The sequence below is a fragment of the Paraburkholderia sp. GAS448 genome (assembly GCF_050435685.1).
In the GTDB taxonomy this organism is placed as follows: Bacteria; Pseudomonadota; Gammaproteobacteria; order Burkholderiales; family Burkholderiaceae; genus Paraburkholderia.
Genome location: NZ_JBNDKT010000045.1, coordinates 1 through 23,257, shown reverse-complemented (window position 1 = coordinate 23,257; position 23,257 = coordinate 1). Strand labels below are relative to the sequence as shown.

The window sequence follows — 23,257 nt, the reverse complement described above, 5'->3', positions numbered from 1 at the left end:
GTGCCGGCTACACCCGCCAGGAGCCACCGTACAGTGGCATTTCATTTCGTCAATGGGTCAATTGAACTGATCCGGCAAGGAGCCTTTATATGACTACTGAATCGCTAACGCTTGGCATCGACCACGTGGGACTGACCGTTCCGGATCTCGAAGTAACGCGCGACTTCTTCGTGAATTGTCTCGGGTGGAAACAGGTCGGAGGAAAACCCGAGTATCCGGCTGCGTTCGTCTCGGATGGCCATGTCCTGCTGACGCTCTGGCAGGTAAAGAATGAGACGGGCAAAGTCGACTTCGACCGTAAGAGCAATGTCGGGCTACATCATCTTGCCATTCGCGCTGCGAGCGAAGAGGCGTTTGCAATAATCTTCGAACGCGTCTCCACATGGCCGGGAGTCAAGGTCGAGTTCGCGCCGGAATTGTTGGGCAGCGGGCCCAAGCGGCACACCATGGTGTACGAGCCTGGCGGCATCCGGCTGGAGTTCGACCTGGATCCCCGCGCCTAGTGCAGGCCCGCGGCACAACAAATGCGTCGAAATGATGTCACGTTCGTACGGCCCGATGCCCAGCGGGTGATACGATCGTGCATGTATCTGGTTCTTGCGGGCATGTCCGTTTCGAAACGGGTCGTATAGGCTCGTATTTTCGGGCATATCGCAATCCGCGCGCCCGTTGGCATCCATGAAGGGAGACGCGATGTTCGAAAATGTGCCCGCCTATGCCGGCGATCCGATTCTTTCCCTTAACGAGGACTTCCAGCGCGATCCGCGCACCGATAAGGTCAACCTGAGCATCGGCATGTACTTCGACGAAGCGGGCCGGCTGCCGGTGATGAGCGCCGTTCAGGCTGTCGAAGCCTCGCTGCTCGAAACGGCGGCGCCGCGCGGCTATCTGCCAATGGCGGGTCATGCCGGCTATCGCGACGCCGCCCAGGCGTTGATCTTCGGCGCGAATCATGAGGCACGTCTTGCCGGCCATATCGCGACGCTCCAGACGCTCGGCGGTTCCGGGGCGCTGAAGGTGGCAGCCGATTTCCTGCATCGCCACTTGCCGGCTTCGCAGATCTGGATCAGCGATCCGAGCTGGGAGAATCATCGCGTCGTGTTCGAAGGCGCCGGACTCACGGTCAACACGTACCCGTACTACGACCCGCAGACCGGCGGCCTGCGCTTCGATGCGATGCGCGCCGCGATCGATACGCTACCCGAGCGCAGCGTCGTTCTGCTGCACGCCTGCTGTCACAACCCAACCGGCGTCGACCTCGACCGGGCGCAATGGGCCGAACTGATACCCGTCCTCCAGCGCCGAAAACTCATTGCGTTTGTCGACATGGCGTACCAGGGTTTCGGCGATGGGCTCGATGAAGATGCCGCTTGCGTGCGTTCGCTGGCAGATGCCGGTGTGCCGCTGATCGTCGCCAGTTCGTTCTCGAAGAACTTCTCGCTGTATGGCGAGCGTTGCGGCGCATTGAGCGTGGTGTGCCGCGACACTGACGAAGCGCAGCGCGTGCTCGGGCAGCTAACCTTTGCGATCCGGTCGAACTACAGCAACCCGCCCACGCACGGCGCGAAGCTGGTGGCGGGCGTTCTTTCGAACGCAGCGCTGCGCGCCGCGTGGGAGAGCGAGCTGGCGTCGATGCGACAGCGTATCAAGGCGATGCGAGGCAGGATGCATGAAGGACTTGCCGGGCACGTCGACGACGTGATGCGCGAGCGTTATACATCGCAGGTCGGCATGTTCACTTACACTGGGCTAAGCGAGGGGCAGGTCGACCGGCTGCGCGCTGAGCACGGGATCTATCTGCTCCGTTCGGGACGGATGTGCGTGGCGGGCCTCAATCAGCAGAATGTCGGTTATGTGGTGTCCGCGATCGCATCGGTAGCCGCCAGGCGCGACGCACAGAAATGATGAGGGCAGTCGGGCGGCGGAACGTCAGTCAATATCGCGTCGTAGTTCGGGAGCGCGCTCAGGCTGCGACGACGTCGATGCGCAACGCTTCCGCACCGGCCTCGATCTCCAGCAGGCGGTCGACGTTCGGGTGCGCACCGGGGCGGTTGCGCGCGTCCGCCGTGTGCTCGGCGAACACCGCGAGGCCGTGCCCAGCCGCCGTGGCGTCCAGCGTGCCGAATGTTTTCAGCAGATAGTGGTACACCGCCAGCGAACCCTGCTTGCCCGGCTTGTTCTCGATGCTTGCCACCACGGCACCCTTGCCGTCGACCAGATCGATACGCTCGATAGCTTCGATGGCAGGCAGTTGGGCGAGGTTGTCCTTGAATACGTTGCTCAGTTGAATCACTGCAAACACTCCGTCTGTTCCGAAAATCGCGTGGAGCCGTATCTTATACGATCGGGGATTGCGCTTCGGTCGAGCGTGCCCGGTACTTGCCCGCAAGCAGCGCTGCCGTTACCTGATCCGATAAAGAGATTAGATGGAAATGGACGGCTGATTCGTTGGTTGCTCTGCCGTCACGAGACCTACAATCACCACTGTTAACGATGGACCAACGGTGAGCAGAAATGGCAGACAATTCGATGCTGGTCGTGAGCGCGCACAGCGCCGACTTCGTATGGCGGGCAGGTGGTGCGATCGCGCTTCACAAGAAGAATGGATACCGGGCGAAGGTGGTGTGTCTGTCCTTCGGCGAGCGCGGCGAGTCCGCAAAGCTCTGGCGCAAGGGCGAAATGACTGTGGAGAAAGTCAAGGCGGCGCGGCGCGAAGAAGCGGAGCGGGCTGCCGACATTCTGGGTGCAGAAGTGGAATTTTTCGATCTCGGCGACTATCCACTGCGCGTGCCGGATGAAGCACTGATGCGGCTCGTCGACGTTTATCGGGAAATGCAGCCTGCGTTCGTGCTGAGCCACTCGCCGAAAGACCCCTACAATTTCGATCACCCACTCGCGATGCACGTCGCGCAGGAAGCGCGCATCATCGCGCAGGCTGAAGGTCACAACCCCGGGCAGAAAGTGGTCGGCGCACCGCCGGTGTACGCTTTCGAACCCCACCAGACCGAACAGTGCGAGTGGATGCCCAACACGTTCCTCGACATCACCGAAGTGTGGGACATCAAACGGCGCGCAATCGAGTGCATGGCAGGGCAGGAGCACCTGTGGGAGTACTACACGCGCGTAGCTTTGCAGCGCGGCGTACAGGCCAAGCGCAATATCGGCATTACCGCGGCTCGCGATATCAAATACGCTGAAGGCTATATGCGCATCACGCCGGCCGTGACGGGAGACCTGTCATGAAGCGCGGTGTGGTGGTGACAGGTACGCGCCGCGCCGATGCGCTTGACGTAGCGGCGCTCCAGCAGGCAGGCGTTGCGACCGTGCACGAAGCACAGAGCCGGCTCGGCCTGCTGGCCTCCTACATGCGCCCGATCTACCCGGGTGCGGCGATCGCCGGGTCTGCCGTCACGGTGCTCGTGCCGCCATCGGACAACTGGATGCTGCACGTTGCGGTCGAGCAATGTCGCGCGGGCGACGTGCTGGTGGTCGCGCCCACTTCGCCCTGTGAAGATGGCTATTTCGGCGAATTGCTCGCGACGTCGCTTGCCGCGCGCGGGGTGCGTGGCCTCATCATCGACGCCGGGTGTCGCGATGTACGCGCGCTGAAGGACATGAATTTTCCCGTGTGGTCGAAAGCGGTTTCTGCCCAGGGCACCGTCAAGGAAACGCTCGGCTCCGTCAACATCCCGCTGGTTTGCGCACAGCAGATCGTCCATCCGGGCGACGTGATCGTGGCCGATGACGACGGGGTGGTCGTCGTCCCGCTGGACACAGTGCAGCGCGTGGCTGAGGCATCGCAGGCGCGCATGGCCAAGGAAGAGAAAACGCGTGCGGTGCTCGCCGGCGGCACGCTGGGGCTCGACTACTACGCAATGCGCGAGCGGCTTGCCGAAAAGGGCCTGCGCTACGTCGAGTCGGCGTCGGACGTTTGAAGGATGGGGGCATCAATGGCTGCAGGCAGCATTCAGACCCGCATCCCGTGCATGATGATGCGCGGCGGCACGTCAAAGGGCGCCTATTTTCTCGCGTCGGACCTGCCCGCCGATCCGGCCACGCGTGATCGCGTCCTGCTCGCCGTGATGGGCTCCCCCGATCCGCGCCAGATCGATGGCATTGGCGGTGCTGATCCATTGACCAGCAAGGTGGCGATCGTCTCACGTTCCACGCGGACGGACGCCGATGTCGACTACCTGTTTGCCCAGGTCGTGGTCAATGAAGCACGGGTCGACTATGGGCAGAACTGCGGCAATATTCTTGCGGGCGTTGGTCCTTTCGCAATCGAGCGTGGACTCGTCGATGCGCGGCAGGACAGTACGCAGGTCGCGATTCATATGGTGAACACGGGACAGATTGCGGTGGCGTCCGTGTCGACGCCTGGCGGGCGCGTGATGTACGAAGGCGAGGCGAGGATCGACGGCGTGCCCGGCACCGCCGCGGCCATCCCGCTCGAATTCCGCGATACCGCGGGCTCGACCTGCGGGGCGCTGCTGCCGACGGGTCGTCTCACGGACACGGTCGACGGCGTCGACGTGACCTGCATCGACAACGGCATGCCGCTCGTGCTGATTCGTGCACGCGACCTGGATCGCACCGGGTACGAGACGCGCGAGCAACTCGACGCGGACGATGAACTGAAGGCGCGTATCGAAGCGATCCGTCTCGCGGTCGGGCCGATGATGAACCTGGGCGACGTGGGCCAGCGCACGGTGCCGAAGATGTGCCTCGTCACCGAACCGCGCAACGGCGGAACGATCTGCACCCGCAGCTTCATTCCGCACCGCTGCCATGCGTCGATCGGCGTACTGGGCGCGGTGAGCGTGGCGACGGCTGCGGTGCTTCCGGGCACCGTTTGCGACGGTGTTGCGAGCGACAACGCCGGTGACGGACGCATACGCGTGTCGGTCGAACACCCGACAGGCGAATTCACGGTGGAACTCACGCTCGGCGGGGATCCGGAGAGGCCGGAAGTGCTGAGCGCGGCGCTGCTTCGTACCGCGAGGTGGCTCTTTGATGGCGTCGTGGGCGTCGCCGCGTCCACATGGCAGGGACCGGCATGAAGACCCGGATCGCGTTTGTCGGCTTTGGTGAAGCCGGTGGCATTCTCGGCGCGGGGCTTGCGGCCCAGGACCTCGACGTGTGGATGTACGACCTGCGTCTGGACGCACTGAGAGAAAAGGCCGAACAGTCCGGCGTTCGCGTGGCGGCGTCGCTCGCGCAAGTGCTGGATGGCGCTGACATGATCGTGTCAGCCGTTACGGCACAGGCCGACATCGAGGTTGCAGAAGCCGTGGCCCGGCATGTCAGGGGCGGGCAGGTGTACCTCGATATCAATTCCGTCTCGCCCCGCACGAAGCAGCATGCGCAGTCGTGCATCGAGACCGCCGGCGCTCACTATGTCGAGGCGGCAGTCATGGCGCCTATCCCGCCGTACGGTTTGTCGGTGCCGATGCTGCTCGGCGGGCAGCAGGCCGGGCGCGTCGGCGGGACACTCAACGGCTGGGGCTTCGATACCCGCACGGTGTCTCGCCAGATCGGCGTCGCCTCGGCGGCAAAGATGTGCCGTAGCGTGATGATCAAGGGTATCGAAGCGCTGACAGTGGAATGCCTGCGTGCGGCGCGCTGCTACGATGCCGATTCGATCGTGCTCGCGTCGCTTGCCGAGACCTTCGCCAAAATGCAGCGCGACCCGGACCTTGCCGGCTACCTCGTTAGCCGGGTGGCGGAGCATGGCCGCCGCCGTGCCGCCGAAATGCGCGAGGTGTCGCAGACGCTGCGCGAAGTGGGTATCGAGCCATGGATGAGCGAAGCTTGTGCCCGCTTGCAGGACGGCGTGGTCGATGCCATGCAGGAACAGGGCATCGATTACGCTGCATTGCCTGTTCCCTTCGACTGGAAAAGACTCTTCGATGGCCTTGCCGGAGAGACAGTCTGATAGCCTGAAGGCCTCGCGGAATGGCGGTCACCTGCGATCGGCACTATTCACGGCGCGCGCCACGTCGGTTATCGCCAGCCGGATCGCATCGATCAGCGCGCGTGCGGCGGGCGACGGTGTCCCTTCCGCGCGGACCGTGAGCCCGATGTCGCGCTGCGTGTTATGCAGTGCAATGTCGAGGACAGCGAGCTGGCCGGACTCGCACTCGTAGTACAACTGCTGCGCGGACAGCGCCGCTACCATGTCCGTCCCCAGCAGCACGCCACGAATGACCGCCAGATCCGCCGTTTCGACGGTAGGCATCGGCGGCTTCAGCTTCAGGCGACGGAACTGCGATTCGAAGAGGCCGCGCGCGGGTGCATGGCTGCGCGGCAGAATCCATTGCGCGTTGCGCAGGTCTGCGATGGTCAACCCCCGTGCGTTTGCCAGAGGGTGATCGCGGCGCGCCAGCACGACCATGTCTTCCGCCATCAGCCGCTCGTTTTGCAGACCGCTTGCCGCGTCGTTGCCGCGCAGCGCACCCAGAATAAAGTCGATGTCGCCCGCACGCAGCCCGGCGACGAGCGTTTCGTAGGCACTTTCATCGGTGACGACCCGCACGCCGGGGTGCCGCGCTGTCATCCGGGCGATCGCGTTGGGAAGAATCAGCGTTCGGCCAAGCGGAAGCGCGCCGACCGTGACCGAACCCTGGATGTTGCCGCGCAGCGCGGCGATGTCGTCCGGTACATGTCGCAATTCGTTCAAGGCGCGGCGCACATGCAGCAGGAAAGTTTCGCCTTCGGTGGTCAGCAGGATGCCGCGCGCACTGCGATGGAACAGGCGCAGGCCCGCGCCGCTTTCGAGTACGCGAATCGCGCTGCTCACCGCGGGCTGGGTGATGCCGAACGTGGCGGCAGCCGTTGGCATGTGCCGGTGGCGCGCGAGCGCGACGAACAACTGCAGCCGGCGTGCATTCAGCAGATAGGCCGGCAGCGTGCCTTCCGCAGGGGCGCGTCGCCGCACCTGTCTCACGGCGCACCACTGCGCAAGCTCCTCGAGCTCGGCGAAGATCCGCTCACAACGCTCCAGCACCGCGCGGCCGACCGGGGTCGGCAACATCCCCGACGGTTTGCGCTCGAAAAGCTGCTCGCCGAGCGCCGACTCCAGTTCCTGCACCGAGCGCGTGACGGCGGACTGGGCCCGAAAGAGCGCCAGGGCGGCACGGGTTGCGCTGCCGGTATCGGCAACGAGTTTGAACGCACGCAGATGGGCGAGGTTGAGAAGTTCGCTGTTGCTCACGGATGACGTGCCGGTGAGTGGAGTTCGATGATCGGGAAAGGTGATGAGGCCCGCGCTATGCTGCGCCGGAAATCAGATGGAGCCTGGCCGAGGACAGGTTGAGACTTTCCTTCGAAATATGCGTGTGTTCTTTCATCAATGCTTCCACGCGTGCCCCCTCGCCGTTCAGAAGCGCGCCGACGATTGCGTGATGTTGACGATGCGCGTACATCAGCATCATGAACTGGCGCTCTCTGGCCGTTTCATCGAACACGACCGTGAGTGGAGAGACGAACGGAATCCGGTCATTCAGGCGGAGCGCCGCGCTAACGGCCATATTCTGTGCGGCGTCCACGATCAACGCATGAAAGCGTCCGTTCATCGACGCGTATCGCATTTCATCGCCTTCCTTCAGAAAGCCGGCGCTGAAGATCTCGTCTCCTTCCTTGAGGCAGTCTTCGAGCGATCGGGCGAGCGCAGCGTCGACCCGACGCTCGGCAACGGAACGGGCGGCGAGCCCTTCGAGCACGCCGCGCACGTCGATTGCGTTCAGCACGTCGCTGACGCTGAAGCGCCGCACGACGTAGCCTCGCGCGCCCGAGCGTTCCAGCAGTCCTTCGGACGAGAGCACACTCAGTGCATAACGCAACGGCGTGCGTGACACGCCAAGCCATTGTGCGATCTGCGCTTCGACGAGGCGCTGCCCCGGTCCCAGCTCGCCGGAAAGGATTCGTTCGCGTAGCGTGTGAACAATCGCCTGCTGGGTTGTGCCGTTCATGTCTATCTGTTCCGTTTGGCGGAAGTATAGCGAGATGCTAGCTGCCGCACCACGCGCGCGCGCCGTATTGCGAGTTCGTTCTTTCGGTATCTGATTCAGTTATGGCTGATCCTTCCAGCAGGTCGGCCGACACGGTCCCGTCAGGTGCTCAGGATACCAGGCCGCCCCTGATGCGGCGCGGTTTTCAGCGCCATCCGCCCCGGCAGTGAGGCGCAAAACCCCGGTAAGCTGGCGGTTTCTACCCAGCGTATGTGGTTAACCCGTACTTTCGGAAAACCGTGCTTTTTCTATATCTTTGTATCCCAAGAGGTCGCGGTTCGCATCCCGGGGATGGAAACGGCCCATTAGATTCACCCGCCTGCGCGATGAGGGCGGAAGCAACGGAAGGTATCGATATGGCAAGGATTGTAGGTGGCATCGGCACGTCGCACGTACCGACGATTGGCCTCGCGTATGACAAGGGTAAGCAGAACGATCCCGCATGGGCACCCCTCTTCAAGGGATACGAACCGGTCGCGCAGTGGCTCGCGCAACGCAAGCCCGACGTGATGGTGATGTTCTACAACGATCACGCGAACAGCTTCTTCTTCGACTGCTATCCGACGTTCGCGCTCGGCGTTTCCGCGAATCATGAGTTTGCGGACGAGGGCGCTGGAAAGCGTCCGCTTCCGGACATCGCCGGACATCCCGATCTGGCGATCCACATTGCAGAGCAACTCGTCGCGGAGGAGTTCGATCTGACGATCTTCCAGGACCGGGCGCTCGACCACGGCTGCAACTCGCCGCTATCGCTGATGTTGCCGCATGACGGCGGCTGGCCCGTGTCGCTCGTGCCGCTGGAAGTCAACGTGCTGCAATATCCGCTGCCGACCGCGAACCGCTGCTATCGCCTGGGCCAGGCGCTGCGCCGTGCGATCGAGTCTTTCGAGCAGGATCTCGACGTCGTGGTGGTGGGGACGGGCGGTCTGTCACATCAGGTCCACGGGGAGCGAAGCGGTTTCAATAACGAGGACTGGGACATGGAGTTCCTCGACCTGATCGTCAACGACCCGGCGCGGCTCGCGGCGATGAAGCACGTCGACTATGTGCGCCTCGGTGGCGCGGAGAGCGTCGAGACCATCATGTGGCTGGCGATGCGCGGCGCGCTCGGGCCGAAGGTTCGCGAACTCCATCGCAACTACTACCTCGCGACGAGTACCGCGATGGCCGTGACGATTTACGAAGAAGAGGCGACGCAATGAACCCTCAACTGGTTGGCATCGAAGAGTTGACCGGTACCTACCCGTTCGATATTCGCCAGAGCATCAAGGCGATGCGCCTGAACCGCTTCTTCTGGCAGATGCGCGAGCCGCAGGCGCGCTCGCGCTGGCTCGAGGACCGGGCCTCCGCGTACGCCGCCGCGGGCCTGACCGCAGAGGAACGGACACTCGTCGACAACACGGACTGGCTTGGCCTGATTCGCTACGGCGTGTGCTTCTTCGTACTCGAGAAGTTCGCGCGGGTGGTGAAGACGACGAATCTGGGCATGTACGCCAGCATGCGGGGCGAGACGCTCGAAGCGTTTCTCAAGACGCGCAGGGTGCCCGACGCCGTCTGACGTGATGCGGCACCCGGATCAGGCGTCAGTCGCCTTTTCCTTGCAGGGAAATATGACCCCGGAGTCGAAAGAACCCCGGGGCGGGGAATCTTTTTTCTGGAGACACGCATGAAACCTGAAGAATCGGTCGACATCAAGGCGTTCATCGATGCACGCAAGATGTCGGGCTACCAATGGCTGGTACTCGCTCTATGTTTTCTGATCGTCACGATGGACGGCCTGGACACCGCCGTGATGGGCTTCGTGGCACCCCTCGTCATGCATGACTGGGGCGTGAGCCGTGCCGCGTTCGGCCCCGTCATGAGCGCAGCGATGGTGGGCCTCGCGATCGGCGCGCTGACGGCTGGGCCGGCCGCAGACCGTGTGGGACGAAAGATAGTCCTGATCGGATCCGTATTCTGCTTCGGCCTGTTCAGTCTGCTGTGCGCATTCGCCGAGTCACCGACGCAACTGATGATGCTGCGCTTTCTGACCGGCCTCGGTCTCGGCGCCGCGATGCCGAATTCGACGACTCTGCTGTCGGAATACGTCCCGTCGAAAAGCCGCTCGCTGCTTCTGACGATCATGTTCACCGGCTTTAACTTCGGATCCGGTGCCGGCGGCTTCGTTGCCGCATCCCTGATCCCTCACTTTGGCTGGCGTTCCGTGTTCATGTTCGGCGGCATCCTGCCGATCGTCAGCGTGCCGCTGCTGCTGTGGCTGCTGCCTGAATCCGCGCGCTTGCTGCTCGTGCGCAAGGCCAGCAACGCGCGTATCGCGACTACGCTTGGACGTGTCTGCGGCCACGTCTTTGGCGGCGATGCCAGGTTTACTGCACCAGAGCCCGTGGTGTCCGCCAAGGCGCCGGTGCGGATGCTGTTCGCGGACGGTTATGCGTTCAGCACGCTCATGCTGTGGCTGACGTACTTCATGGGTCTCCTGATCATCTACCTGCTCACCGGCTGGCTTCCTACGCTCATCAAGGATGCAGGTCTGCCCGTCGAGCGCGCGGCGGCCATTACCGGGATGTTCCAGCTCGGCGGCACCGTGGGCGCGATTGCCGTTGGATTCGCGATGGACCGCATGGACCGCAATGCGGTGATCGGGACGGCCTATCTGCTCGGCGGCGTATTCATCTTCGCGTTGGGGATGGGTTCGCTCCAGTCCGCACTGCTTCCGATCCTGGTCGCGTGTGCCGGCTTCTTCATGAGTGGTGCGCAGACTGGTCTGAACGCGCTTGCGCCCACCTGCTATCCGACCCGCGCCCGGGCAACCGGCGTGAGCTGGATGCTGGGGTTCGGTCGCCTTGGCGGCATTCTGGGCTCGCTTGTCGGCGGCGCGTTGCTGTCGCTCGGATTCAGTTTCGCTGCTGTTTTCTCGGTGCTGGCTGTTCCGGCAATTATCGCCGCAGGGGCCATCGTGATGAATCGCGTCGCCCTGAAGTTCATTACCGCACCAGTGGTCGATGCGTGACCGTGCTGACGGAAGTCCTGCACGCGCGATGGCGTGGGCCATCTGCTGCATGACATCCGCTATATGAGATTTTTTCGAGGAGAGCAGACATGGGTGGCAATTTCAGTGTCAGTGGTAACGGGATAGACAAAGGCTTGACGTCGAATGTTTCGGACAAGCCAGGTCTCAAGGCGACCATTCGTGCCGGAGTGATGGGCGGCCTCGCTGGGGCAATCATCATCTGGATTTATGAGGCCCTTGTCTGGGTAGGGGCTCAGCATTTGATGCCCCTCGCGGGTATTCCGCGCAACGCAACCGGCCTCGTGTTCGGCAAGGCCGTGCAGGATTCGCTCGGTATATGGGCGTATTTCGTCGGCACGGGGATTCACTTTGTCTTCGCGACGGGCTGGGGAATCCTGTTTGCGATGATCTGGCCGTATTTCCGCCGGCGCGGGTATGAAGCGACGTTCGTGGCGCTGTTTTACGCCATGTTTGCGTGGATCGTGATGCATGTGGCAATCATGATCGCGGGCGATAACCACCCCAACTACTATGACCCGGTCGTGATCATTGGCGGGTTCATGTCTCACTTCTTCTTCACGGTGACGCTTGCCCTGATTGTGAAAAAGCAGCTGGCTCCGCAAGCAGTGAGCTGATACGGGTGATTTTGCTTTGAACTGGTTGGACCAACCACAGGAGATAAAATGAAAAAACTGAACCATAAATATAAAGTGGTAGCCATGGCGATCGGGGCAATCTGCGCGGGGCAGGCGCACGCGCAGTCGTCTCTGACGCTATACGGGATACTCGACGTTTTTGCAGGCTATCAGTCGTCGACGGTTGGAGGGAAGAGTACGTCGCTGGCCGTGCTCGGGAATAACGGGGAACTCACGAGCCGCTGGGGCTTGCGGGGAACGGAAGATCTGGGCGGAGGGTACCGGACCACGTTCGCCCTGGAAAGCGGGTTCGATCCGGGCACTGGCAAGCAGCAGAATTCCTACCGCCTTTTCGACCGGCAGGCGTGGGTCGGCGTGGGCGCGCCTTGGGGCGAACTCAGGTTCGGGCGTCAGAACTCGCCGATGTTTGTCTATAGCGGCAACATGGACGCCTTCGGTGCCGCGACGTACGGATCGGGCTATAACAATTTCGCCAACTGGCAGGCACGCGTCGATAACGACATCAGCTACATCTCTCCGAAACTGGCGAACACCCAGCTCGAGCTGCACTATTCGGTCGGCGGGCAGCCCGGGACGCTTGCGGGCAATGCTGTCTACCAGGCCGGGGTGCAGACCACTCAGGGTCCGGTTTATTTCGCGATGGCCTACCTGAACGCAGCGAATGCGACAGCCTCGGTCCGTGTTCAGGAGATCATGGCAGGCGGAAACGTCGACTATGGCCTGGGAAAGATCTATCTCGGCTATTTCAGGGCGAACGACGTGATCTCCGCGACGACGGGCAACGCGTTGTCTAATCCAGCGGGAAAATATGATCCGGCGGTCGGTCCGGTCGGTAACGTTGCCGGCAACTGGCACAGCACCTTTTCGCTGTCTGCCGACTACCGGTTCACGCCTTTCCTGAGCGCTGGTGCCGGATATGCGTTCATCAAGGACAGTTCGTCGCTGGGCAATGATGCAAGCCAGTTCAGCGCGATCGTGAACTACGACCTTTCGAAGGCCACGCGGTTGTATGGCGTTGCATCGCGGCTGAATAACCGCAACTCTGCCCAGTTCAAGATGGCGGGCGCCAGCATTACGACAGGTTCGTTCCTTACGCCGGACAAGGGTCAGAGTGAAACCGGTGTGCAGGTTGGCATTCGTCACCTGTTCTGACGCACGCGGGCTGGCCGTCCTGCTGGTTGATGGCAGGACGTGCCCGCGCAATGGAATGGTGGATGTCGTAGGCGACGCATATCGCGGCGACCTCGCGGCGACCTCGCATTGACCTCGCGTCGACCTGGAAGGCAGGCCGATCCGCTCGCGAAAAGCAGGCGTCGGCTAAATTCCCTGAGCCTTCAACTCCAGTCCGTTGAGATGTCGTCGGGATCGATCAGCGTCAGTCCTGACGACGGCAACGGCAGCGCCGTCTTGTAACGCACCTGCTTGAGGGCGAAGCTGGAACGGATGTTCGAGACACCCGGGATGGTCGTCAGACGCTCGAGGATGAAACGCTCCAGCGTCTTCATGTCCGGCATGACCACGCGCAGCAGGTAGTCGGCGTCGCCCGACATCAGATAACACTCCATCACCTCCGGGCGTTCCGAGATGGCCCGCTCGAAGCGCTGAAGCGCATCCTCGACCTGCTTCTCAAGACTCACCTGGATAAACACGTTGATTCTCAGGCCCAGCAGTTCGGGATTGAGCAGGGTGACCTGCTGCTTGAACAAGCCGAGCTTTTCGAGGGCGCGGACACGGTTGAAGCACGGAGTTGGCGACAGGTTGACCGACCGGGCCAGCTCGGAATTGGTGATGCGGGCATTCTGCTGCAGCTGGCTGAGGATGCCGATGTCGATGCGATCGAGCCGTCTGGGTGGCGAGGTCATGGATGAAATATTCCGAAAATGGGAGTCTATGCAGAATAAATACACTATCGAGGCGCTGCATCGCAAGTAAAAGAGAGGCATATTTTGTGGCTGGATGGCTAACATGTATCGAACCATCCATGAACCGAACGCCTCCTGGAGTTGTGCCATGACGGATTTGTCCAGCGGTAGCAAACAGATGCAATGCCTCGGACGAGGCTGCGAAGATAGCGACCCCGAGGAAACGGCGGAATGGCTGGAGGCGCTCGATGCGGTGGTCGCTCATGTCGGCACGGATCGCGCACAGTATCTGTTCGATCGTCTGGCCGGGCATGCGCTGACGCTCGGCGTCGAGTCTTCGCGCGCCCGCGTCACGCCCTACACGAATACGATTCCGGTCGAACAGCAGCCGCGCTATCCGGGCAACCTCGAACTCGAGGAGCGGCTCGCCGCCGCGCTGCGCTGGAATGCGCTCGCGATGGTCGTGCGCGCGAACAAGGCATATGGCGAACTCGGCGGGCACATCGCGAGCTATGCGTCGGCGGCGGATCTGTTCGAAGTGGGTTTCAACCATTTCTTCCGGGCTGCTGCGCCAGGAGCCGGCGAGGGCATCGGCGGCGATCTGGTGTATTTCCAGCCGCACTCGTCGCCGGGCGTCTACGCACGCGCCTACCTCGAAGGATTCCTGAGCGAGGAACACCTGCAGCACTACCGGCGTGAAATTGCCGGACCCGGCTTGTGTTCGTATCCGCATCCGTGGCTGATGCCGGACTTCTGGCAATTCCCGACCGGCTCGATGGGCATCGGCCCGATCAACTCGATCTACCAGGCGCGTTTCATGCGCTATCTGCAGAACCGCGGCCTGGCGACAACCGAAGGCCGCAAGGTGTGGGGTTTCTTCGGCGACGGCGAGATGGACGAGCCGGAATCGACCGGTGCGCTGTCGCTTGCGGCGCGCGAGGGGCTCGATAACCTCGTGTTCGTGATCAACTGCAACCTGCAGCGGCTCGACGGGCCCGTGCGCAGCAACGGTCGCATCATCGACGAACTCGAGGCGCAATTCACCGGCGCAGGCTGGAATGTGATCAAGGTGGTATGGGGTTCAGACTGGGACGCCTTGTTTGCCCGCGACCGCACCGGTGCATTGCTGCGCGCGTTCGCCCACACGGTCGACGGCCAGTTCCAGACCTTCTCGGCCAACGACGGCGCTTATAACCGCGAACGCTTCTTCGGCCAGAATCCCGACCTCGCGGCGCTCGCCGAGCAACTGGGCGACGACGATATCGACCGCCTGCGCCGCGGCGGCCATGACGTGCGCAAGCTGCACGCGGCTTACGCGAAGGCGCTCGACCATCGCGGCCAGCCGACGGTGATTCTCGCCAAGACGATGAAGGGCTTCGGCATGGGCGCGGCGGGGCAGGGCAGGATGACGACGCACCAGCAGAAGAAGCTCGGGTTCGACGACCTTAAGGCGTTTCGCGATCGCTTTCGCTTGCCGCTGTCGGATGAGGACGTCGAACAGGTGAAGTTTTACAAGCCAGCGGAAAACAGTCCGGAGATGCAGTATCTGCATGCGCGCCGGGCTGCCTTGGGAGGCTATCTGCCCAGAAGGCGGAGAGTCGCATCGAAGGGGTTGACCGTTCCTTCGCTGCAAACCTGGGGACAATTCGCGCTGCAAGCGGGTGGCCGCGAGATGTCGACGACGATGGCGCTGGTGCGCATGCTGACCGCACTGCTCAAGGACGCGCAACTCGGCCAGCGCGTCGTGCCGATCGTCGCTGACGAGGCGCGCACGTTCGGCATGGCCAACATGTTCCGCCAGGTCGGGATCTATTCGCCGCTCGGCCAGTTGTACGAACCCGAAGACCTCGGGTCGATGCTCTATTACCGTGAAGATACCAAAGGGCAGATTCTCGAAGAGGGGATTTCAGAGGCGGGCGCGGTGTCGTCGTGGATCGCGGCGGCCACGTCGTACAGCGTCCACGATCTGCCGATGTTGCCGTTCTACATCTATTACTCGATGTTTGGCTTTCAGCGCATCGGCGACCTCATCTGGGCGGCCGCCGATCAGCGTGCACGCGGCTTCCTGATCGGGGCGACGTCCGGCAAGACGACGCTCGGTGGCGAGGGCCTGCAGCACCAGGATGGCAGCAGTCATCTGGCGGCTTCGACGATTCCGAATTGCCGCGCTTACGACCCGGCGTTCGCGTATGAGGTGGCGACGATCCTTGACGAGGGTGCGCGCGAGATGGTCGAACGTCAGCATGACGTGTTTTATTACGTCACGGTGATGAACGAGAACTACATGCAGCCGTCGGCCCCGCAGGGCGATCCGCAGGCATTGCGCGAGGGCATTCTCAAAGGCCTCTATCCACTGCAGCTGGAGACAAAGGACGCGGCGCGCGTGCAACTGCTCGGCTCGGGAGCGATCCTCGGCGAGGTGATCGCCGCGCAGCGGATGCTCGAGGACGATTGGGGTATCGAGGCCGCGGTCTGGAGTGTGACGAGTTTTACCGAGTTGCAGCGCGACGGCATGGCCGCCGAGCGGCTCGCACGTTTCGGCGAATCAGCGCCGGTGCCGTATGCGACCGCAGCGCTCGAAGCGTCGAGCGGTCCGGTGATTGCGGCGACGGATTACGTGCGCGCCATCCCTGAACTGATTCGTGCCTATGTGCCGCGTCGCTATGTGACGCTTGGCACCGATGGCTTCGGCCGCAGCGATACGCGTCAGGCTTTGCGCGAGTTCTTCGAAGTGGACCGCGCGTCGATCGTGATTGCCGCATTGAAGGCACTCGCGGATGACGGCGGGATCGACGCCGATGTGGTTGGCGGGGCACGCCAGCGCTATGGCAAAAGCGGATCGGCGGGCGCTGCTTCATGGGAGCGGTAAATACGTTTTCACTCGTGCGTCGCTTGGCTAAGGCGGGACAATGAGTGCCGTTGTCCTGCCCGACATTTACTAAGCAGCAGTGGTTTTGCATCCCCAGAGGTGTAGATACATTGCGACACCAACATGGGTCCATCGCGATGGTTTCGAAAGAACAGCGACGGTAATGAGGCTCTTTGAAAAGTGGCCTGCGTTCGGGAACTGGAAAGCAGGCCACCCGATGAAGGGCTTGCGGCGTGCTATCCATTCCCGCTTGGGTCAGCGGCTGGCTACATCAATGACAGCCTGGGCGAAGGCCTGGGGGGCTTCCTGGGGCAGGTTGTGGCCGATGCCGCCCGTGATGAGTCGGTGCTCGTATTTGCCGGAGAATTTCTTTGCGTAGGATGCGGCTTCCGGATGCGGTGCGCCATTGGCATCCCCTTCCATGGTGATGGTGGGCACGGTGATGACCGGACCAGACGCTAGCCGCCTTTCCAGATCGTCGTACTGCGGCTCGCCTGCAGCCAGACTCTGTCGCCAGCGGTAGTTATGGATCACGATGCTGACGTGGTCCGGATTGTCGAAGGCGGTTGCGCTGCGATCGAACGTGGCGTCATCGAAATGCCACGTCGGCGAAGCGAGCTGCCAGATGAGCTTAGCAAAATCGCGCCGGTACTTTTCGTAGCCCGCGTGGCCGCGCTCGGTAGCAAAGTAGAACTGGTACCACCATGCGTGTTCCGCCTGCGGTGGCAGCGGTATCTTGCCCGCTTCCTGGCTGCCGATCAGATAGCCGCTCACGGCGACGAGCGCCTTGCAGCGCTCGGGCCAGAGTGCCGCCATGATGCAGGCCGTGCGGCCTCCCCAGTCATAACCGCCAAGAATTGCCTTGTCGATCTTGAGCGCATCCATGAGCGCGATGATGTCGACCGCGACGACCGCCTGCTGGCCATTCCGGACTGTCGTACCTGAAAGAAAACGCGTCGTGCCATAGCCGCGCAGATGCGGGACGATCACCCGGTAGCCGGCTGACGCCAGCAGAGGCGCAACATCGACGTAGCTGTGGATGTCGTAGGGCCAGCCGTGCAGAAGGATGACCACGGGGCCATGGGCTGGCCCAGCCTCGGCGTATCCCACGTTCAGAAGACCGGCATCGATCTGCTTTAGCGGACCGAACGACGTGTTGGTTCCAGGCTTGATCGGCGGCACGGCTGCCAGTTTCGTCGTGCTGGATTGTGCTTGTGCAGAGCCGATCATGCCGAACTGGGCGGCAGCCAGGGCCATGGCTGCGGTGCCGAGGAAACCGCGACGACGATCGTTTATCTTGTCTGACATTTCTACTCCTCCTGTTGATGTATTAACCCGGCCGCCGGAGTGCGGCGAGCAGGTAAGTCCGATCTGTTCCTGCCCGCGGGAAATAACCGTGAACCATCGTCATCCCGCGCGATACATTCGATGGCAAACAACCCGGACAGCGGTGTTGCGCTCACGTGCAGCACCGTCAGCCGGCCTTATTCCTTCTGCGCCAGCAAGCTCTGGATCTTCGCCTCGGTCTCGGCATAGTCGCCCTCGCCGAAGTGGCTGTAGACCACCTGTCCCTGCCTGTTGATCAGGTAGACCGCCGGCCAGTACTGGTTGTTATAGGCGCGCCAGGTCGCGTACCGGTTGTCCTGCGCCACCGGATAACTGATGCCGAAGCGCTTGATGGCCGTCCTGACGTTGTCGGTGTCGCGCTCGAACGCGTACTCGGGCGTGTGTACGCCGATTACCGCGAGCCCCTGGTCCTTGTATTTCTGGTTCCAGCCCTTGACGTAAGGCAGCGTGTCGATGCAATTAATACAGGTGTAGGTCCAGAAGTCGACCAGCACGACCTTGCCCCGCAACTGCTGGATGGTCAACGGATCGCTGTTGAGCCACTTGTCGATGCCGGTGAATTCCGGTGCGGGTCCGCCGTTCTTGAGCGGGGATGCGCTCGCGGTGGTGCCGGCGGCGCCGATGGCGGTGGCGCCCGCAGTGGCAGTCGCGGCAACGACAACCACGGCGGCCAGGGTTTTGAATCGGGAGAGCATGTCAGACTCCTAGCAGGGAGGGGAACAAAGTGGCGATCCGGGCGTAAGCCAGGACGTCGTACGGCAGGTAGATCGCGAGTGCGGTCAGCGCAATGGTGAGCCGGCCGGCCAGCAGGGCGAGGGGCGTTTCAGGCAGGTTGTGCACGATGGGCGTTCCGTCGATTGGCATGGCTGCATTGGAACGCCCGCACGTATCTGGCGTGTGTCGGCCATTCGGCCCGGGTGCAATGTTTTGTATCTGGGAAAGCCTCAGATACATTGCGACACAAATCGCCGTGCGAGCTGCGCTATAAAGCAGACATCGTTCAACGGGAGAGCCACATGACCACCAACCTGCTGCAAGGATCCTGTCACTGCGGGGCCGTCAAATTCGAAGTCCGTACCCCGGTCGTTCCTGCCGGGCGTTGCAACTGCAGCCTGTGCAGGCGCAAGGGCGCACTGATGACTCCGCTGTTCCCCGCGGGCGATCTGAAGATTCTGAGTGGCGAGGATGCGCTGACGCTGTATCAATTCAATACGCGCGTGGCGAAACACTATTTCTGCAAGCATTGCGGCATCTATCCGTTCCACCAGACTCGCAAGGACGCGCAGCTCTGGCGCGTCAACATCGGTTGCCTCGAAGGCATCGATCCGTATACGCTCGAAGCCAGCGTGGCCGATGGTGCCAGCCTTTCCGTGGTGGAGGACGCATGAGGCGATTACTCGCGATCGTCGCCTTCCTCGCGGGCGGGTTTGCGGCCGAAATGGCGCACCCGGTGCACTGTTCGCTGATGTATGCGAGCCGGGTGTGCGTGAAACGCCGGAAAGGATGATCCATTGATGGAAAACGTTGATCACGTGCTGATCGTCGACGACGACCGCGGCATTCGCGAACTGCTCGCCACCTATCTGGAGAAGAACGGCATGCGGGTTTCGCTCGCCGCCAACGGCCGCGAGATGCGGGCCGCGCTGGAGAACGGCGCGCCCGACCTGATCGTGCTCGACCTGATGTTGCCGGGCGAAGACGGGCTGGTGCTCTGCAGGGAACTGCGGGCGGGCAAGTTCCGCTCGGTGCCGGTGGTGATGCTGACTGCCCGCAACGAGGAGGCGGATCGCATCGTCGGCCTGGAAATGGGCGCAGACGATTACCTGCCCAAGCCGTTCGCCGTGCGGGAACTGCTGGCGCGCATTCGCTCCGTGCTACGCCGCGCCCGCATGTTGCCGCCAGGGATGCAGGTGACGGAAACGGCTCAGATGCTGGCCTTTGGCGACTGGCGGCTCGACACGACCGCGCGCCACCTGCTCGACGCCGAAGGCACCATGGTCGCGCTGAGCGGCGCAGAGTACCGCCTGCTGCGCGTGTTCCTCGACAATCCGCAACGTGTGTTGACGCGTGAGCAGCTGCTCAACCTGACCCAGGGCCGCCAGGCCGATGCGTTCGACCGGTCGATCGACCTGCTGGTCAGCCGGCTGCGCCAGCGTCTGCAGGATGTTGCGCGCGAACCGCGTTACATCAAGACGCTGCGCAGTGAAGGCTATGTGTTCTCCGCGGCGGTGACGCTGATCGAAGGCCCTCAATGAACGCACGGTCATTGCTGCGTTGGCCGCGCACGCTGTTCGCGCGGCTGGCCCTGATTCTCTTTGTCAGCCTGGCGCTGGCGCAAGGGCTGTCGTTCTGGCTCACCATGACCGAACGCGACCAGTCCATGACCAACGTGATGATGGGTTACATCGAGCGCGAGGTTGCCAGCTCGGTTGCACTGCTCGATCATCTGCCGCCTGACAAGCGCGCCGAATGGCTGCCACGGCTGGCGCGGCGCAGCTACGACTTCATCCTCGGGCCGGGGATCACCGGCAGCCCGCCGGATGCGCGGCTGTCGGCCCGGGTGGCCAAATCGATCGGCGAAGGCATCGGCACCCAATACCCGTTGACTGTGAACGCCGTTCCCGGCGATCGGGAGCGCCTGCAGGTTCATCTGAAACTGAGCGACGGCACGCCGCTGACCATCGACCTGCGCCCCATGCCGGGCACGCCGATGTCGCGCTGGCTGCCGCTGGTGCTGATACTGCAACTGGCTGTGCTGGCGGCATGCTGCTGGCTGGCGGTTCGGGTGGCGACCCGGCCGCTGCACCACCTGGCGCTGGCGGCCGATACGCTGGGGCCTGACCTGAAGGCGGCCCGCCTGCCGGAAGACGGGCCGTCCGAGGTGGCGCTTGCAGCGCGAGCGTTCAACGCCATGCAGGACCGCATCGCGATGTACATGACCGAACGCATGCAGATCCTGGCGGCGATCTCGCACGATCTGCAAACACCGATCACCCGCATGCGGCTGCGGGTCGACGTCATGGACGACAGCGCGGAAAGCGCAAAGCTGCAGCAGGACCTGCGGGAAATGGAATCCCTCGTAAAGGAAGGCGTGACGTATGCGAGGACCCTGCACGGTGCTGCCGAAGTGCCGTGCCGCATCGATCCCGACGCGCTGTTCGACAGCCTCGTCTTCGACTATGTCGATGCCGGCCAGCCGGTTTCCCTGCAGGGCAGGATCGGCAGTTCGCTGGTGACGCGTCCCCAGGCGTTGCGCCGCATACTCGGCAACCTGGTCGACAACGCACTGAAGTACGGAGGGGCGGCCGAGATTGTGGTGGGCGCATTGCAGGACGGGCAGGTGACGATCTCGGTGCTCGACCGCGGGCCGGGCATACCGGCTGAATCGCTGGAAGCGGTATTCGAACCGTTCTACCGGCTCGAAGCGTCGCGTAACCGTCATACCGGCGGCACCGGGCTGGGCCTTGCCATCGCGCGGCAACTCGCCCTTGCCATGGATGCGACGCTGTCACTGCACAACCGGACCGGCGGCGGGCTGGAAGCCAGGTTGACGTTGAAAGCCCCGCGCTAAACGCCATCTGCTGTTCGGGCAGCCGCTGCCGCGCGGCCCCGCACGCCCGACAGGATGGTCAGGACGAGGCGGCCCCGCCTCAACTCCCTCCCGTGGTTCGATCTCCCCCAGTACTCAATCAGGACGTTCAGCCGCGTTCGTGGCAAACCGTTCGCGCCATAGCTCGAACGAGTACTTCATATGTTGACGTGCTCGCGCGCAGACACTTGCTGCGGCGCAATGTCGACCACGCGACTATGTAATCAGCCAGCTACAAATACCTCGCGTAAACACGGATATGAACTATAAAGTTCAGACAAGAGGTAGGCATCACATAACGCCAGCTAACAAAAAAAGGAGTCCGCATGGCTTCCACAGAGCAAAAGATGTCACGCATGCAACTCACCGCGATGGTGGTGGGCGGGATGGTGGGAGCGGGGATTTTCTCCCTGCCTCGGACTTTTGCGAATGCGACCGGGCCGTTGGGCGCGGTCATCGCGTGGCTCATTGCGGGTACCGGCATGTATATGCTGGCGCGGGTATTCCAGGCGCTTGCCGAGCGCAAGCCCAATCTGGACGCCGGTGTGTTTGCGTATGCCAAGGCGGGCTTTGGCGACTACCCGGGCTTCCTCTCGGCCTTCGGTTACTGGATAGGCAGCTGCATCGGCAATGTCTCCTACTGGGTGCTGATCAAGTCGACGCTCGGTGCGTTCTTTCCTGTGTTCGGCGAGGGTAATACGCTCGTGGCGATCGTGGTCGCCTCGATCGGGATCTGGCTGTTTCACTTCATGATCCTGAAGGGCGTGCAGCAGGCCGCCTTTATTAACAGCATCGTAACGGTGGCCAAGATCGTTCCGATTCTGGTGTTCATCGTGATCATGATCTTTGCGTTCAGGATGAACCTGTTCAGCGCGAATTTCTACGGTGGCGGGCTGGAGGGGAATCTCTTCCAGCAGGTTCGGGCGACCATGCTGGTCACGGTGTTCGTGTTCATCGGCATCGAGGGGGCGAGCGTGTATTCGCGTTACGCGAAGGAGCGCGCGGACGTCGGCCGCGCCACGATTCTGGGCTTCATTAGTGTGACGACGCTGATGGTGCTCGTGACGATGCTTCCCTATGCCGCACTGCAGCGCGCGGACATCGCGGGCATGCGCCAGCCTTCGATGGCGACGGTGCTGGAAGCGGTGGTGGGTCACTGGGGGGCGGTCTTCGTCAGCGTGGGGCTTCTCATTTCCGTGCTTGGCGCCTATCTGGCCTGGTCGCTGATCTGTGCCGAAGTGTTGTTCACTGCAGCGAAGACCGAAGACATGCCGGCGATCTTCGCCAAAGAGAACGCCAACAAGGTGCCGGCCAACGCGCTGTGGCTGACCAACATCGTCGTGCAGTTCCTCGTCATCAGCACGTACTTCTCGGGGGACGCGTTCGCGCTGATGCTCAACCTCACCAGCGCCATGTCGTTGATCCCGTACCTGTTCGTGGCAGCCTACGGCTTCATGATTTCCAGACGCGGCGAGACGTATGAAATACGTCCCGAGGAGCGCACGCGCGACCTGATCATGGCCACCATCGCCGTGATCTACACGATCTTCATGATTTATGCGGGCGGGCTGAAGTTCATCCTGCTTTCTGCCGTGCTGTATGCGCCCGGCACGATTCTGTATATCTGGGCAAGGCGCGAACAGAACAAGACCGTCTTTATAGCTTCGGACTGGATCATTTTCATCGTCACCGTCATCGGTGCCGTCGTCGGCATTTATGGCCTGGCGACAGGGTTGATCACCCTCTAGTCACTCCGGCTGGACACGGCCGGTGGATACTGAAATTTCGGAGGTCATTATGGCGAACACCGATGTGAAACAGGCTGGGTTGGGCGTTTACTCGGAAGTCGGGCAATTGCACAAGGTGATGGTATGCGCGCCGGGCCTGGCGCATTCGCGCCTCACGCCGAGCAATT

Annotated in this window: 24 protein-coding genes; 17 read left to right on the top strand and 7 right to left on the bottom strand. The window is 62.4% G+C overall.

The features are described 5' to 3' along the window. The first annotated feature begins 89 nt into the window (after window positions 1-89). Both P3T23_RS40960 and P3T23_RS40955 read left to right on the top strand, forming a co-directional pair. Window positions 90-503: a VOC family protein gene (locus tag P3T23_RS40960; protein ID WP_429321757.1), complete on the top strand. Its 414-nt coding sequence runs from the start codon at window positions 90-92 to the stop codon at window positions 501-503. Between the two features lie 190 nt (window positions 504-693). Then, on the top strand, window positions 694-1,905 hold the full coding sequence (locus P3T23_RS40955; protein ID WP_429321756.1) for an amino acid aminotransferase: 1,212 nt from the start codon (window positions 694-696) through the stop codon (window positions 1,903-1,905). Window positions 1,906-1,963: 58 nt separating this feature from the next. Here P3T23_RS40955 and P3T23_RS40950 read toward each other — a convergent pair whose 3' ends face one another. After that, window positions 1,964-2,293, bottom strand: coding sequence for a DUF2322 family protein (locus P3T23_RS40950; RefSeq protein WP_429321755.1), 330 nt, complete (start codon window positions 2,291-2,293; stop codon window positions 1,964-1,966). Between the two features lie 221 nt (window positions 2,294-2,514). Here P3T23_RS40950 and P3T23_RS40945 point away from each other — a divergent pair, with 221 nt between their 5' ends. From P3T23_RS40945 to P3T23_RS40930, 4 genes are read left to right on the top strand one after another with little or no spacing between them, the layout of a single operon-like run. Continuing rightward, window positions 2,515-3,243, top strand: a complete 729-nt coding sequence (locus tag P3T23_RS40945; RefSeq protein WP_429321754.1) for a PIG-L deacetylase family protein — start codon at window positions 2,515-2,517, stop codon at window positions 3,241-3,243. Continuing rightward, window positions 3,240-3,935 carry a 4-carboxy-4-hydroxy-2-oxoadipate aldolase/oxaloacetate decarboxylase gene (locus tag P3T23_RS40940; protein WP_429321753.1) on the top strand — a complete coding sequence of 232 codons (696 nt, stop codon included), beginning with the start codon at window positions 3,240-3,242 and terminating at the stop codon, window positions 3,933-3,935. Before P3T23_RS40945 ends, P3T23_RS40940 begins: the two co-directional genes overlap by 4 nt. Before the next feature lie 15 nt (window positions 3,936-3,950). Beyond that, window positions 3,951-5,060: a 4-oxalomesaconate tautomerase gene (locus tag P3T23_RS40935; protein WP_429321752.1), complete on the top strand. Its 1,110-nt coding sequence runs from the start codon at window positions 3,951-3,953 to the stop codon at window positions 5,058-5,060. Continuing rightward, on the top strand, window positions 5,057-5,935 hold the full coding sequence (locus P3T23_RS40930) for a DUF1932 domain-containing protein (protein WP_429321751.1): 879 nt from the start codon (window positions 5,057-5,059) through the stop codon (window positions 5,933-5,935). The genes P3T23_RS40935 and P3T23_RS40930 overlap by 4 nt, the downstream gene beginning before the upstream one ends. Before the next feature lie 27 nt (window positions 5,936-5,962). Here the strand turns inward: P3T23_RS40930 and P3T23_RS40925 are convergent, their stop codons facing one another. Both P3T23_RS40925 and P3T23_RS40920 read right to left on the bottom strand, forming a co-directional pair. Then, window positions 5,963-7,213, bottom strand: coding sequence for a LysR family transcriptional regulator (locus P3T23_RS40925; protein ID WP_429321750.1), 1,251 nt, complete (start codon window positions 7,211-7,213; stop codon window positions 5,963-5,965). Between the two features lie 55 nt (window positions 7,214-7,268). Next, window positions 7,269-7,970 (bottom strand): GntR family transcriptional regulator, encoded by a 702-nt coding sequence (locus P3T23_RS40920; protein ID WP_429321749.1) that lies wholly within the window; start codon window positions 7,968-7,970, stop codon window positions 7,269-7,271. Between the two features lie 395 nt (window positions 7,971-8,365). On the opposite strand from P3T23_RS40920, the gene P3T23_RS40915 reads away from it, so the two are divergent. From P3T23_RS40915 to P3T23_RS40895, 5 genes are all read left to right on the top strand, one after another. Further along, window positions 8,366-9,211 (top strand): gallate dioxygenase, encoded by an 846-nt coding sequence (locus P3T23_RS40915; protein ID WP_429321748.1) that lies wholly within the window; start codon window positions 8,366-8,368, stop codon window positions 9,209-9,211. After that, window positions 9,208-9,567, top strand: a complete 360-nt coding sequence (locus P3T23_RS40910; RefSeq protein ID WP_429321747.1) for a protocatechuate 3,4-dioxygenase — start codon at window positions 9,208-9,210, stop codon at window positions 9,565-9,567. Before P3T23_RS40915 ends, P3T23_RS40910 begins: the two co-directional genes overlap by 4 nt. A 108-nt stretch (window positions 9,568-9,675) precedes the next feature. Further along, on the top strand, window positions 9,676-11,019 hold the full coding sequence (locus P3T23_RS40905; protein WP_429321746.1) for an MFS transporter: 1,344 nt from the start codon (window positions 9,676-9,678) through the stop codon (window positions 11,017-11,019). An 89-nt stretch (window positions 11,020-11,108) separates the two neighbouring features. Further along, window positions 11,109-11,654, top strand: a complete 546-nt coding sequence (locus tag P3T23_RS40900; protein ID WP_429321745.1) for a hypothetical protein — start codon at window positions 11,109-11,111, stop codon at window positions 11,652-11,654. A gap of 48 nt (window positions 11,655-11,702) precedes the next feature. Beyond that, on the top strand, window positions 11,703-12,827 hold the full coding sequence (locus tag P3T23_RS40895; protein WP_429321744.1) for a porin: 1,125 nt from the start codon (window positions 11,703-11,705) through the stop codon (window positions 12,825-12,827). A gap of 182 nt (window positions 12,828-13,009) precedes the next feature. Here P3T23_RS40895 and P3T23_RS40890 read toward each other — a convergent pair whose 3' ends face one another. Further along, window positions 13,010-13,537, bottom strand: a complete 528-nt coding sequence (locus tag P3T23_RS40890) for an Lrp/AsnC family transcriptional regulator (RefSeq protein WP_429321787.1) — start codon at window positions 13,535-13,537, stop codon at window positions 13,010-13,012. 148 nt (window positions 13,538-13,685) lie between these two features. Here P3T23_RS40890 and mdeB point away from each other — a divergent pair, with 148 nt between their 5' ends. Further along, window positions 13,686-16,406, top strand: coding sequence for an alpha-ketoglutarate dehydrogenase (gene mdeB, locus P3T23_RS40885; protein WP_429321743.1), 2,721 nt, complete (start codon window positions 13,686-13,688; stop codon window positions 16,404-16,406). Between the two features lie 255 nt (window positions 16,407-16,661). Here mdeB and P3T23_RS40880 read toward each other — a convergent pair whose 3' ends face one another. The 3 genes from P3T23_RS40880 to P3T23_RS40870 all read right to left on the bottom strand — a co-directional run bounded on the left by P3T23_RS40880 (window position 16,662) and on the right by P3T23_RS40870 (window position 18,593). Beyond that, a complete protein-coding gene (locus P3T23_RS40880) occupies window positions 16,662-17,714 on the bottom strand; it encodes an alpha/beta fold hydrolase (RefSeq protein WP_429321742.1) in 1,053 nt (350 codons plus the stop codon). Window positions 17,715-17,890: 176 nt separating this feature from the next. Further along, window positions 17,891-18,448, bottom strand: coding sequence for a thioredoxin family protein (locus P3T23_RS40875; RefSeq protein WP_429321741.1), 558 nt, complete (start codon window positions 18,446-18,448; stop codon window positions 17,891-17,893). A 1-nt stretch (window position 18,449) separates the two neighbouring features. Then, entirely contained in the window at window positions 18,450-18,593 is a 144-nt protein-coding gene (locus P3T23_RS40870) for a hypothetical protein (protein WP_429321740.1), read from the bottom strand. Between the two features lie 176 nt (window positions 18,594-18,769). Between P3T23_RS40870 and P3T23_RS40865 the strand changes: the two genes are divergently transcribed. The 5 genes from P3T23_RS40865 to P3T23_RS40845 all read left to right on the top strand — a co-directional run bounded on the left by P3T23_RS40865 (window position 18,770) and on the right by P3T23_RS40845 (window position 23,090). After that, window positions 18,770-19,141, top strand: coding sequence for a GFA family protein (locus tag P3T23_RS40865; RefSeq protein ID WP_429321739.1), 372 nt, complete (start codon window positions 18,770-18,772; stop codon window positions 19,139-19,141). Continuing rightward, window positions 19,138-19,260, top strand: a complete 123-nt coding sequence (locus tag P3T23_RS40860) for a hypothetical protein (RefSeq protein ID WP_429321738.1) — start codon at window positions 19,138-19,140, stop codon at window positions 19,258-19,260. Before P3T23_RS40865 ends, P3T23_RS40860 begins: the two co-directional genes overlap by 4 nt. A gap of 7 nt (window positions 19,261-19,267) precedes the next feature. Continuing rightward, the gene (locus tag P3T23_RS40855; protein ID WP_133664848.1) at window positions 19,268-20,008 is read left to right on the top strand and encodes a response regulator; all 741 of its coding nucleotides are present in this window, start codon (window positions 19,268-19,270) and stop codon (window positions 20,006-20,008) included. Continuing rightward, a complete protein-coding gene (locus P3T23_RS40850) occupies window positions 20,005-21,324 on the top strand; it encodes a sensor histidine kinase (RefSeq protein ID WP_429321737.1) in 1,320 nt (439 codons plus the stop codon). The genes P3T23_RS40855 and P3T23_RS40850 overlap by 4 nt, the downstream gene beginning before the upstream one ends. Before the next feature lie 344 nt (window positions 21,325-21,668). Beyond that, window positions 21,669-23,090 carry a basic amino acid/polyamine antiporter gene (locus tag P3T23_RS40845; protein ID WP_429321736.1) on the top strand — a complete coding sequence of 474 codons (1,422 nt, stop codon included), beginning with the start codon at window positions 21,669-21,671 and terminating at the stop codon, window positions 23,088-23,090. Window positions 23,091-23,257: the final 167 nt, after the last annotated feature.